The 13165-nt window shown below is 35.8% G+C and carries 14 protein-coding genes; 7 read left to right on the top strand and 7 right to left on the bottom strand.

Annotated elements, in window-relative coordinates:
* Positions 1–27: 27 nt before the first annotated feature.
* The 7 genes from F8M42_RS12145 (at position 28) to F8M42_RS12115 (ending at position 7162) form a co-directional block, all read left to right on the top strand.
* Complete coding sequence (locus F8M42_RS12145) at positions 28–912, top strand: helix-turn-helix domain-containing protein (protein WP_182186955.1); 885 nt, start codon at positions 28–30, stop codon at positions 910–912.
* A gap of 742 nt (positions 913–1654) precedes the next feature.
* Positions 1655–3442: a BglG family transcription antiterminator gene (locus F8M42_RS12140; RefSeq protein WP_182186953.1), complete on the top strand. Its 1788-nt coding sequence runs from the start codon at positions 1655–1657 to the stop codon at positions 3440–3442.
* A gap of 15 nt (positions 3443–3457) precedes the next feature.
* On the top strand, positions 3458–3925 hold the full coding sequence (locus F8M42_RS12135) for a PTS sugar transporter subunit IIA (protein WP_182186951.1): 468 nt from the start codon (positions 3458–3460) through the stop codon (positions 3923–3925).
* Positions 3926–3987: 62 nt separating this feature from the next.
* Positions 3988–4854: a ketose-bisphosphate aldolase gene (locus F8M42_RS12130; protein WP_182186949.1), complete on the top strand. Its 867-nt coding sequence runs from the start codon at positions 3988–3990 to the stop codon at positions 4852–4854.
* Between the two features lie 18 nt (positions 4855–4872).
* The gene (locus F8M42_RS12125; protein ID WP_182186947.1) at positions 4873–5187 is read left to right on the top strand and encodes a PTS fructose transporter subunit IIB; all 315 of its coding nucleotides are present in this window, start codon (positions 4873–4875) and stop codon (positions 5185–5187) included.
* A gap of 15 nt (positions 5188–5202) precedes the next feature.
* Positions 5203–6288 (top strand): PTS fructose transporter subunit IIC, encoded by a 1086-nt coding sequence (locus tag F8M42_RS12120; RefSeq protein WP_182186945.1) that lies wholly within the window; start codon positions 5203–5205, stop codon positions 6286–6288.
* Positions 6289–6310: 22 nt separating this feature from the next.
* A complete protein-coding gene (locus F8M42_RS12115; protein WP_182186944.1) occupies positions 6311–7162 on the top strand; it encodes a class II fructose-bisphosphate aldolase in 852 nt (283 codons plus the stop codon).
* 219 nt (positions 7163–7381) lie between these two features.
* On the opposite strand, the gene F8M42_RS12110 is transcribed toward F8M42_RS12115, so the two are convergent.
* The 7 genes from F8M42_RS12110 to F8M42_RS12080 all read right to left on the bottom strand — a co-directional run bounded on the left by F8M42_RS12110 (position 7382) and on the right by F8M42_RS12080 (position 13158).
* The gene (locus F8M42_RS12110) at positions 7382–8026 is read right to left on the bottom strand and encodes a plasmid pRiA4b ORF-3 family protein (RefSeq protein ID WP_182186943.1); all 645 of its coding nucleotides are present in this window, start codon (positions 8024–8026) and stop codon (positions 7382–7384) included.
* Positions 8027–8163: 137 nt separating this feature from the next.
* Complete coding sequence (locus F8M42_RS12105) at positions 8164–9036, bottom strand: SPL family radical SAM protein (protein ID WP_182186942.1); 873 nt, start codon at positions 9034–9036, stop codon at positions 8164–8166.
* A gap of 50 nt (positions 9037–9086) precedes the next feature.
* On the bottom strand, positions 9087–9203 hold the full coding sequence (locus tag F8M42_RS12100; protein ID WP_229711567.1) for a MerR family transcriptional regulator: 117 nt from the start codon (positions 9201–9203) through the stop codon (positions 9087–9089).
* Positions 9204–9370: 167 nt separating this feature from the next.
* Positions 9371–10552, bottom strand: coding sequence for an acyltransferase family protein (locus tag F8M42_RS12095; RefSeq protein WP_182186938.1), 1182 nt, complete (start codon positions 10550–10552; stop codon positions 9371–9373).
* A 114-nt stretch (positions 10553–10666) separates the two neighbouring features.
* Positions 10667–11908 carry an IS256 family transposase gene (locus tag F8M42_RS12090; RefSeq protein WP_182185656.1) on the bottom strand — a complete coding sequence of 414 codons (1242 nt, stop codon included), beginning with the start codon at positions 11906–11908 and terminating at the stop codon, positions 10667–10669.
* A 49-nt stretch (positions 11909–11957) separates the two neighbouring features.
* Positions 11958–12299: a transposase gene (locus F8M42_RS12085; protein ID WP_182186936.1), complete on the bottom strand. Its 342-nt coding sequence runs from the start codon at positions 12297–12299 to the stop codon at positions 11958–11960.
* A 64-nt stretch (positions 12300–12363) separates the two neighbouring features.
* Positions 12364–13158, bottom strand: a complete 795-nt coding sequence (locus F8M42_RS12080) for an EFR1 family ferrodoxin (RefSeq protein ID WP_182186934.1) — start codon at positions 13156–13158, stop codon at positions 12364–12366.
* Positions 13159–13165 lie beyond the last annotated feature (7 nt).

Raw genomic sequence — 13165 nt, 5'->3', positions numbered from 1 at the left:
TCAAAATAACTGTTAGGAGTCGTAGCTATGGTTGATACAAAAAGCACAATTAACCGTTGCCTTTCATTTATAGAAAAAAATATTACAGGAAAGCTTAATCTGGATAAAATAGCAACGCATAGCTTAATATCGAAGTATCATTTACATCGTATGTTCAGAGCACTTACCGGAGAAACATTAATGGACTATGTTCATGCAAGAAAGTTGTCAGAGAGTATATCTGATTTAATGTACAGTAACTTGCGTATTTTAGATATCGCATTAAAATATGGTTTTGAATATGAGCAGTCATACATTCGTGCTTTTAAGCAAAGTTTCAATTGTACACCTCAGCAGGCACGTCGCAGAAAGGTGTCATTGCGGATTATTGAAAAAATGAACATAAATGATATTTACGGAGTAGAAAATTCAGCAATTTATAAACCTTTTTTTGTGTTTAGACCAAAAACATATTTGATAGGACCGAAAACTAAAATTATGTATAAGTCAGGTGATCGTGCAGCAAACGAACTTGGAAAGAAATTTTTTTATGGTGAGCGGCAAAAAATAAAAAATGTCTTAAATGAAAATATATATTATGGGTATACTGACTGGAGCAATAGCAAAAATGGCTATATCTATTATATGCCTGCAACACAGGTAGAAAATTTACAGTATATACCTGAAGGAATGTCTGGAATTGAAGTCCCTGCAGGTAAATATGTTGTTTTTCGTTTTGTCGGATTTTTTCGCCCGGAAGATCTTAATGGGCGAAAGATAGGACGATTATTGGTGCATATGTATAACAAATGGATTTATAATTCAGGATATCGTTTTTCGGTTCCATTTAGATTTGAATTAATTGATAGCAATATAGCAGCAGATAATTATTGTGAATTGGATATATACCAGCCGATTGAACCGGTTCATTAAGATTATAAAAAGGTCTGATGCTTATGTATTTTTCAAATACGTAACAATAAATGAATATCATGGTAAAATTATAAAATTAAAGTAGGTGAAAATATGATTATGGTAGTGTAATACTTTATGGAGCAAGGCTTATTAGAGAAGAAAATTGCGGTTCGGGCCGTATTTATAAATTAGGTTGAAAAGTATACGTACAGAAATTATGGTAAAGACTGGAGATATGTGAAATGGGATGAGGATAGTAACGCATTTGGTGAAGGTCAGTGGGAGGGTATTTGAGTAAGATGAAAATATGAGAGTGTAAGCCATTTTGTATAATTTTCATGTGTATATATGCTGAAAAGGTACTTGTTGCCTTAGTTGTCAATAGTCAATTAAGCCGTTTTTGCCGTCATTTTAAATCACTAAAGTATAGTCATGATTTTTATGATACCAGACTCAACTATATAGGGAAAATATTTATCGAAATAAACATATTGAAAATTAATATTTACAATATGTTTGATAAAGGGCGTAAATAGAACTTTTATATCAGGCTAAATGAAATTTATAAATTGTTGTAAAAACCTTGGCGTTTATATCTGCCAAGGTTTATTTATTAACCAAGGTATATCACAAGTTTCCATATTACTCATAGAAAAAATAGTATACTAATTTATGGAATATATTGTAGAAACATTTTGGTATTTTTGCAATATTAAAAAAATGTTATTATAAAAATACAAAAAGAACAGGGGGAGGTCAGATGGAAGACTTATATAACAGACAAAGATTACTTATAAAATACTTATTGGAGACTGATGATTTTACACCCGTTAAAGTTTTCGCAAAAAACTTATCATGTTCTGATAAGACCATTCGTAATGATTTAAATTATTGGGAAAGCCGGGGCATCACAATAGAAAAAATAACAGGTAAAGGAATAAAAATAGCTGATACGCAAAAATACCTTGTAAATGATATATTAAATCAAAAACAAGGCAGCAGTATATCTACCAAGGAACGTCGTATGAAAATATTATTTGAGCTGCTTGAAGGGAAACAGATGCATTTATCTATTCAAGGTTTGTCTGATAAATATTTTGTAAGTAAAACATCTATTGTGAATGACCTGCAAATGATTGAAACACAAATAGCCCCATATGATCTAAACCTGCATAAAGATGTTAAAGGAACATCCTTAGCTGGTTCCGAGACAAATATACGCCGTGCATTGGTGGATATGATTAATCAATTTGTAAAAACGAATGAAACCAATCTACTAAACAACTATTCACGAATAGATTATGACACATTACGAGAACTTGAGCAGCATTTTGGTCAGGATAATGTAAAAAAAGTAGAAAATATGATTGAAAAAATAGAAAGCTTTTTGGATTATAAAATTATTGAACCTTATTATATAAATCTTGTAACCCATATTTTGATACTAATAGGACGAATACAACATAATAAAACTGTATTTTCTGAATTTAATTCAGATTCGCCTAATTATGACAGTAAATTTTATATAGCGGCAAAATCAATGCGGCAGTATATAGAAAACGATTTTAAAGTTTCTTTGAATTCTGCTGAGACTTTTTACATTTATCAATATCTGACATCTTCAGGTGGAATAGGCAGCGTGGCTGATTCAAATAATTCTCTTAATGATGATGTCCAGACGATCGCTGCCGATATTATCGAAATGAGCCTAAAAATATATCCTTTAAAATTTGCTTTCAGTCAAAGCCTATATAAAGCACTATTACTACATTTAAGACCTATGCTGAATCGTATAAACTATAAAATTTATATTAAAAATCCTATTTTGGATCAAGTCAAATCTGAATTTCCCGAAACTATGATTTTACTAAAACTCATTATGCTTAAAATACAAATTAAATATGAGCTGCCAATGGTGAGTGAAGATGAAATAGCTTATCTAGCTGTATATTTTCAAAACGCTGTAGAAGAAATCATAAACAAAAGGAATGTTGTTATTGTTTGCTCCAGTGGTATAGGTACATCACATCTCCTAAAAAAACGCATTGCAAAGTATTTTCCGGAATGGCACATTGTAGATGTAATTTCGGCTAAGCAAATTGACAATATTATTATAAATAAACAGATTGATTTAATTATTGCCACCGTAAAATTAAATATAAAAACAAATATTCCAATTGCGTATGTGAGTGCATTGTTTAATGAAACTGATGCCCAAAATCTGCAAAAATCTTTTATGAAACAGTTTCCTATGCCTGACAATGACAAAAAAGATTTTTCAAAAGGCTGTTTTTATAAACAAAATGAAAATGTATATACAAAGAAAAGTATAGATAATATGTGCATAGCACAGTGTACTATAACACCATATCTTCATGTAACAGTTTATGAAAATAGTCTAATGGCGAAAACGAGAGTTGAGATTCATAATACTGTGATTTCCGAGGGCAGCTATGATAAAAATATAAATGTCTATCTGCCTAATAAAAATGAGTTATCTGAAGACGTTATAAAAAAAATTTATTATTGGATATTAGAAAACAAGTAATATGGGGGCCTTTTAATGGATATAGCCGGAGTTGGAGAAATTTTTAATGAACGTCTTATTGATTTGGATATGAAATCAGTTAACAAAAGAGAGGCAATAGAAGAATTAACCAACAGTCTCTACAAAGAAGGACATATCATTGACTGTAAGGCTTTTGTAGATGATGTTTATCTTAGAGAAAATGAGGGACAAACAGGAATAGGAAATCATATTGCTATTCCACATGGTAAATCTGATGCTGTAAAAATAACATCTATAGCATTTGGAAGAACTAAAAATGATCTGGCGTGGGAAAGTCCGGATGACGAACCAGTACATGTAGTGATTCTATTTGCCGTACGTAATGTAGATAAAACCACAGTGCATTTAAAACTATTATCCCAAGTAGCAATGGCACTGGCAGATGATGCTACATTGGATAAGCTGTTAAAAACAAATGACAAAACAGAAATAATAAGATTGTTGTCACAGGAAATGAATTGATATTTTAATCAGCGCTAATTAAACAATTGTTTAATATATAAATATAAAAGGGGTTTTTATTTATGTTAATTACTATGAAAGAAATGCTTGAAACAGCTCAAAAAAATAAGTTTGCCGTTCCTGCTTTTAATGCCGGAACAGGGCAGTTACTTACAGCTATGATGGAAAGTGCTGAAGAAAAACAAGCACCGGTTATCATGGCAATTCATCCTGATGAGTTGAAATTTTTAAGAGACAGTTTTATAAGCAGTGTTATTTATGAAGCCAACCATACTAGAATACCGGTGGTAATACATCTCGACCATGGTGCAACCTATGAGCAATGCATCCATGCTATCCAGTTGGGATTCACTTCGGTGATGATTGATGGTTCGCTGCTGCCTTTTACAGAAAATATTGCTTTGACTAAAAAAGTTGCAGATGCAGCTCATTCTGTTGGAGTATCAGTTGAAGGTGAATTGGGCACTATAGGACAAACAGGTGACTCCATAGAAGGCGGTACTACTCATATAGTTTATACTAAACCGACTGATGTAAAAATTTTTGTGGAAAAAACAGAAGTTGATTCTTTAGCTGTAGCTATCGGCACGGCACATGGTATTTATCCGAAAGGTTTTGTACCAAAACTAAAACTAGAATTATTATCAGAAATCAAAAACATTGTTGATATACCTTTGGTTTTACATGGCGGTTCGAGTAATTCAGACAGCGAAATCGCTGAATCCATAAAAAGAGGAATTTGCAAAATTAATATATCAAGTGATATTAAATTCAGCTTTATGAAAGGGATAGAAAAATATTTGCAAGAAAAAGGATTTGAACGTGAACCAAATGTAATTTATCCATCTTGCATTCGTATGTGTCGAAATACCATTGAAGAAAAAATAGCCTTATTTAATGATAGTGATAAAGTAAAGTGTTTTTACTGAGTAAAGGGGAAGATAGTGATGAATATAGTCGGTGTTGCTGCATGTACCTCTGGTATCGCCCATACTTATATTGCTAAAGAAAAATTAATGAAGGCCGGAAAAGCATTGGGACACAATATTCATATTGAAACGCAGGGTACGATAGGTACAGAAAATAAATTAACTGCCAATGACATATCTGCTGCTGATGTAGTCATCATCGCTGCCGATATTAAAATCAATGGAACAGAACGTTTCACAGGCAAAAGAATTGTTGAAGTTCCAACCAGTGTTGTAATTAAATCTCCTAAAGGACTTATTAACAAAATTCAAGCTGAACTTGGCTTAACGTAAAAGGAGGCAAAATAAATGGTAAATGAACTTAGATTAAGTGAACTAAAACGTCATGCAATGACAGGAGTATCTTATATGCTGCCGCTTGTTGTAGCTTCAGGTTTACTAATTGCAATAGGAAATATTTTTGGTGGTAATCCGTCTTTGATTTCAAATTATAAAGGTTCTTATTCTATATGGCAGGCAGCGGTCACGCTCGGCGTTTATGGTATGCAGCTTATACCGGCAATTATGTCAGCTGCAATTGCGTATTCTATTGCAGACAGGCCCGGAATAGCTCCCGGACTCTTAATGGGCATGATTGCTAATGCTATCGGTGCTGGTTTTTTTGGTGGGATGCTTGGAGGGTATTTGGCTGGCTGGTGTGTAAACTTTCTCAAAAAAGTTGTCAAGGTTCCCAATTGGGCTCAGGCCTTAATGCCAATGCTTATTCTACCACTGCTGGCATCAGTTATTATTGGTTTTATAATGTTCTTCATAATTGGCGGACCTGTGGCTGCAGCATCTTTTGCTCTTACGGATATGCTGCAAAATATGCAAGGCGGTTCAGCCGCATTATTTGGCGCAATAATGGGAGCGATGGCTGCATTTGATTTTGGCGGGCCGGTTAATAAGGTCGCTTCATTATTTGCTGATGGTTTATTATTGCAGGGAGTATGCGGACCAGAAGCAATAAAAATATGTGCATCCATGATACCGCCGTTTGGTGTAACTCTTTCATGGTTAATGCGTAAAAAAAGATATAGCAAAGGTGAATCTGATAACATCAAAATTGCTTTTCCCCTGGGGATCTGCATGATTACCGAAGGAGTAATTCCAATAGCCGCAGTAGATCCTTTACGTGTTGTATTTTCCTGTTCGGCAGGTGCAGCTGTTGGTGGAGCTATCATTATGTTATTGGGTGTACAATCACCTGTTCCCTCAGGGGGAATGTTTATCGTCCCTGCAATGAATAATCCAATAGGATTCCTTATAGCACTTGGGATTGGAACAGTCATCACGGCAGCTTTGCTTACTTTATTAAAAAAGGATGCTGTCGAAGAAGAACCTATAGAGGAAGAAGAAGCAGAGCTCGACTTAGGTGACATACAAATCAAATGAAATTCGAGGGGGAAGTAATACAATGTACGTTTCTATGAAAAATATGCTCGAAAAAGCAAATGCTGAAAACTATGCTGTTATGGCAATTAACTGTTTTAATTTAGAAACAGTACGGAGTGTAATAACTGCCGCAGAACAAGAAAACGCTCCTATCATAATTGATATATACAATGATCATCTTTTACAACATTGTGACAGTGAACTGATAACACCTATCGTTAAAACACTTGCATATAGATCTAAAATAAATGTGGCTTTAAATTTTGATCATGGTCAAGAAGTTATTGATATAAAAAAAGCAATTGATGATGGTTTTTCTTCTGTGATGGTAGATGCTTCGCGTTATGGATTAGAAGAGAATATAACCATAACCAAAGGTATTGTTAACTATGCACATTCAAGAGGAGTAAGTGTTGAAGGAGAAATTGGCTGTATTGGTGCAGTAGCTGGAGAAAATTATACAAGCAATTCTATGTATACAGACCCAGACGAGGCTGAAAGGTTTATAAAAAGCACTGATATAGACGCATTAGCAATATCCATTGGATCATCACATGGCATATATCCGGATGGAATGATTCCTGATTTTGATTTTGAACGTCTGCAGAAAATAAAGTCATTGGTAAATATACCTTTGGTATTGCATGGTGGTTCTGGTTCAGGAGAGAAAAATATTTTAACATGTGTCAAATATGGTATCAATAAAATTAATGTAGGGGGTGATTTTATGACGGCAAATACTGATGCTGCTAAAAAAGCCCTAGAAAAAGACCCTGCCATCAACTTTTTCGATTTAATAACGAAAACTGAAAGGGAAAGTATTATAACTATAAGAAATTACATTAGCCTATCGGGTTCTGCAAATAAAAATTAATTACTGGTACTATTTAGAATGAAATTTCGAAAAGCATAATAAATAGATTCACTTAAGTCAAGTGTATCTATATTTCAGACAGAGATATTTAAATGGGACTATCGCATAAATAGAATTACCCTATAAGGATGCAGCTCACCATCGCTACGCGATTGTTTGTCCTTTTAAGAGCGGAGATATTTTGGGAATAAGATGCAAGTCGGCTGATTTACGCCTGCCTCATTTCATCGTTTTAATCTTTAAGCAGGTTTTAAGCAGGTTGTTTTCAAAAGCAATATCAAAATCCCGGTAATGTTGACTTTCGCCCCATTGGTGCATTTCTTCATGATCGGGATGCTTAGGATCGTTCCAGACACGGAGAAATTTCTCATATCCAGGAATCCCGCCTACGTCCTCAGGTGGACAAGCACCCTCACCCTCTAGAATTGTCGGATAGCCAAATTGATATTCAGCAATGATTTTTTCAAGTTTTATTTGGTGTTGCCAGTCATCGCCGAAATCGTAAATATAAGTAAGTGTTTTATATTCCTCCAGATATCGATCAATTTTAATGGTCTGTGGCTGCCTTATAACTGTCTCCAATGTCCGGGCAATAAACCCGTGTGGATCATTGTGCTTGGTCAGTGTCTTTCCCTTAAATTTTTTTTGATAGAACTTAAACGCTTCATAGGCTTCTTTATCATTTGTGATGCGAAGCTTTTCCTGCGGGAATTCAAACTCATATAAATGGCTGTCCCACCAATCCATAGCAAACTGGATCGTGTCATGCAGCCGCTTAAAGGTGACATCTGCCGGGATAATGACCCTGCGCCAAATAAGTGGTTTCGAATCAACCAACTCTATCTTTATCTGATATGCTTTCATCTATATTCACCTCATAGTACATTAAAAAACGGGTGTGTCTGGGTAACACCCTGTAGACTTCATTTTTATAATATGGAACTTCTTCTAAGAAAATTATTAATTTGATAATGCTTGCTGTTATGTCAAGGATTATGATATCAGTCGAATAAGCTTAGCTGTTTGGCAGAGTGTTTTTCTTCAAATGCATTCAAATAGTCAAATATTTTCCTGTTGTCGTGTAGTATACCGTGTTGCTTGCATTTTTGATGAAACAGTTTCATTAAGATACTATTGTCAGGACTGTTTATTTCATACTGGTTTCCGTAGATTCGTATATATTTTTCTTTCATGCGAGGAAAATTCAAATCCAGTTGACGGTAAAAATATTCCCTATTTCCTTCTCTAAGTGTCAATCCCATACCGAAACAGATAATGCCACGAACCTTGGCCTCAATACACATATCTAAGATACCGGAAATATTGTCTTTGGTATCGTTAATAAAAGGTAAAATAGGACATAACCATACAATGGTGGGTATCCCAATATCATATAATTTTTTCAAAACCTCAAAACGTTCCCTTGTTGTACACACATTAGGTTCGATTTTTCTGCATAAATCTTCATCATAAGTAGTCAGTGTCATTTGTACAACGCATTTTGCTTTATTATTTATCTTCTGCAAAAGATCTAAGTCCCGTAAAATACGGTTTGATTTCGTAATTACTGTGAATCCAAATCCCTGCTCATATATCAAATGCAAGGCCTTTCTGACATTCTTTAGTTCTATTTCTAAAGGGATATAGGGATCGGTCATGGAGCCGGTACCTATCATACATTTTTTTCGTTTATGTGCGAGGGCATAATTTAGCAAATCAAGTGCATTTTCCTTAACTTCAATATTTTCAAAAGCGTGGTCAATATGATAACACCTGCTCCTGGAATCACAATAAATGCATCCGTGGGAACAACCACGATACAAATTCATTCCGTTCTTTGAAGATAGTATGCTTTTTGCTGTCACGAAGTGCATTTACTCACTCCTTGCGTGTTTAAGTGTGGTTGGATTTTTCATAGCTTTGATCATAATGAATTGCATGACCGTATAGAAATTTGCTCAACGGGATATCTGCGATGATCCGTCCATTTATCGATTTGGGCGGGTTTGAAAAGCCCTACTTTATCGTAGTATCTTAACATGCGTACAGATATTTGTGCCAACTTCGAAAATTTACCTATTTTAAACATCAATCCATCTCATATAAATAATTATATCAGATGGATTTTATATTTCAAATTTGTAATTTTTGTTTTATTATTTCTGCACCCGTGCCGGATGATCCAAAGCAATATAACGAGGTGAGAAATCAGTGACAGTAATTTTTTACTCTGTCTAAAATAGGTTTTTCCAGTAAAAACCAAGATAAAGAAGCCACAGTATAAGCTGCTATTATAACTACCAAACTTCCTATAAACCAATCGGTAATGTTGCCGGTTCCCCTTGTCGCGCCAGAGTAAAATATCGCGGCAACAAAGATGTAATGCCAGATATAAAGACCAAAGGAAATTTTGGCTGTATAAGAAAAAAATGGATTGTCAAATAAATGACCAATATGTTTTGAAAGCGGCATCACTGTGATAATAAGAGCGGCACAGCCGGAAAAAAGCGGATAATGATAAGGCTGGTTTTGCATACTGATAGCAAATTCAGGTATAGTTGAAAAGAAAAACAACATGATAATGTAAGCAGATATGCCTAATAGAGATAAAATATCGAATAAATTATGCTTTTGCATATATCCACGTATTTTTGAGGCACGTTCAAGCCATATGGTTATGCCTGCTGCCGCTATACCCAGCATATATTGGGCAAAGAAGCCTATAGGATTATAGTTAGGCATCCAATACTTTGCACCACCTACTATACCATACTGCCAGCCGCGATTTATATCATCTGGTTGGCAGTATATTTGAATGACATTATTAATTAACAATACTGTGATTAATGCCAGAATCCAGTAAAATACCGCGTGATGTTTATAATGTTTTTGGGAGAAAAATAATCCGAACATGAATACAGGCAGCAAAATATAGGTAACAACCTCAAAACTTATTGACCATAATGGACCATCCAGCATTGTAGGAAAAAATGTTTTGTAGTTGAAACCGGATAAAAAGGTAAAAGCACTGAAAAATCTTAAAAACCTATTTGGTTGTTCAGGAATGATAAACAATTCTAAAAGAAATGTAATAGCCAGGACTGAGTAAAACGCCGGGATTATTCGCGCGGCCCGGCGGATAAAGAAGACATGAAGATTCGGCATTACTTTATCGTCAAGATATTGAAGCCAAAATCTTCGTGATAATAATGCACCGCTCAACACAAAAAAAATAGTCACACATGACTGCAGTGAAGACAGGCATAGGTGGTGGATGAATTCAATGTCGGGATTTGTGAAGGATGTATTATATGTCTGGGAAAGATGATGCAGGATAATCATGAGACAGGCACAAGCCCTTATACCATTAAGACCGGGTAGTTTAGACATCTTTATAATACTCCTTTGTATAGATGGTATTAAAAAAATGGAATGTGGCACCAGAGCAGTTCACTGCCGGAATGTATATTTAATGGGATTGTCAAGTAAAGTGTGTAAATGATTTTAAGTTGAAGCCTGATATTTTTGTACCATGGTGCCGATCCGTTCGTCAATAACCAGCTGATTCATCACCATGGCCCAATTGCGAATGGAGTGACCGCGCCATTTTTGGTAAAGTTCCTTAATCCGTAAATAAAACACTTTAAAAATAGCTGTTTCATTGCTGAAAGCGCCCTGTTTCGTAACCTTGCGGAAGCTCGAGTTAACGCTTTCTATGGCATTGGTCGTGTACATAACCCGACGCACATCACTACCATAGTTAAAAAGCTGTTCCACGTGCCGAAAATTATCCTTCCACACGCGGATGGCACCAGGATATTTGCTCCACGCGTCACAGAACTGTTCAAATGCAGCTTGTGCTCCTTTCAGGTTGATGGCACCATAGATTTTCCTTAGCTGCGCTGTAAAGGCTTTGTAATCCTTACTGGGTACGTATTTCAGAGAGTTGCGGATGAGGTGTACAATGCAGCGCTGCACCACAACATTTTTGAAGATCGCTTTAGCGCCATCTTCAAGACCACTTACACCGTCCATAGAAATAAAGCCTATGTCCTGAACACCCCGGGATTTTATTTCATCGAACACCTGCATCCAGCGATGCTTGCTTTCTGTATCGCCCGTCCATAAGCCCAGTACATCTTTCCCGCCGTTTAGATCATACCCCAGAATAACGTAGACAGCCTGGTCAGAAACGCCCTGCTCCGTACGCATAGAAACGTATATGCAATCCACAAAGATAAAGGGATAAAAAGCTTTCAGCGGTCGATTCTGCCACTCATTCAATTCATCTAAGACACAATCTGTGATGTTGGAAATTTGTCCAGCTGATAGCTTGAATCCATAGATGTCGTCGATCGTCGATGAAATGTCACGCTGGCTCATGCCACGAGCATACATAGCAAGCACCTTGCCCTCAATCGAGGAAACATCGGTCTGCCGCTTCTGCACAACCTGCGGCTCAAAAGAACCGTCACGATCACGAGGGACATTAATCGGGACTTCACCTGCGGATGTTTTGAGAGTTTTATGGTTGTAGCCGTTGCGGCGATTGGCGGTTTCCTTTTCACCACGTTCATTGTTGTCATAGCCGAGATGATTTTCCATTTCACCATGCAGCATGGCCTCGAACATAGGCCCAAAAACATCTTTAAGCGCATTTTGCATATCTTCGACGTTTTTTGGCTTATATTCACTGATAATCGCTTTAGCCAGGGATTCGCCACGTGTGGGTTGTTTCTTTGACATAAATTTATTACCTCCGCATGTGTTTGACTTCCCCAACTGGGGTGTATATCTAAACTGTTTCTTTCCTATTTACACAGTTTATTATACACTCCCTATTTAATTGCAACTTTTCCAAATCAATCGACTCATCAAGCTCTTTAAAAGCAGCATTCAGTAATTTCTTTTTCTGCCATTTTAAGAATCTGATATATACTGTGCGCCAGTCGCCAAATTTTGTCGGCAAATCCTGCCAGTCAGAGCCGCTGCGTGCGACCCAGACAATAGCATTTATTAATTTACGCAGTTGTCGATGAGAATGCCCAAGCTCTTTTTTTAATTGTTTTGGTAAATATGATTCTATATTATGCCATTCAAAGTCAGTCAACTCATATTTTTTTTGCGAAACAATCATATCTTTACCTCGAAAATCAATTTATAAATTGTGCCATTGAAATACAGCATATTCAATTTTAATATTAAACAAATCTTTTGCTGAATAGTTCTTTTAATTCAATGTCAGGATGATGGTAGCGTTTGCGGCCCTTGGTACGGGTACCGAGTTCAATAGATTTTTCCGGACATATATGCAGGCAAGCAAGGCATTGTGTACAAGAGTGCAGCCACTTCAGCGAACCTGTTTCAATAATTATATTGCTCCGCGGACATACTTTTGCGCATAAACCACAATTAGAACAATTGCCGGACAGGGTAAACTGTTCATCCAGTTTTTCGGGATGGTTATTATATCTGTTGTGAATAATTTTAGAAATAAGATTGAAATATTCATGGGCAGATGCTGTTTGGTGTGATGATATTTTTTCGGCAATAGAGTCCAATTTATCATCGGCAGATGATAATTTTTTCAATATTTTAGATCTGGACGGTAAATCATTAAGCGGTAAATATATGGAAATCATATCAACATAAAACGCGGCATGTAATTTACCATGTCTGTTTGCGACGATTTGTTTTAATTCATGAAATGCGTTGCTTATATAATGAAAACCGCAGGTAATTACTGTGAAAACATAATCAGTTTTTGATAAATCTAACTTAGATAAAAATTCTTCGACTAATATTGGCAGGCCAAAAAAATGAAGCGGCATAACTAAACCAACACTGCCCTTAGGAGTAATTGCGGTTTCTTTTATAATGTCAGGAATTGAATACAGTGATACGTTCGTTTCGGAAAGTGATAATTTTTCAGCTAATTTTTTGGCTGCATGCAGAGAATTACCGGTTGCCGACAAATAGTAAATCGTAATAGACATGAGATTG

This window comes from Pectinatus frisingensis, assembly GCF_014076555.1.
Classification (GTDB): Bacteria; Bacillota; Negativicutes; order Selenomonadales; family Selenomonadaceae; genus Pectinatus; species Pectinatus frisingensis.
Note: the sequence above shows the minus strand (reverse complement) of the source record. Positions and strands in the feature narration are given on the sequence as shown.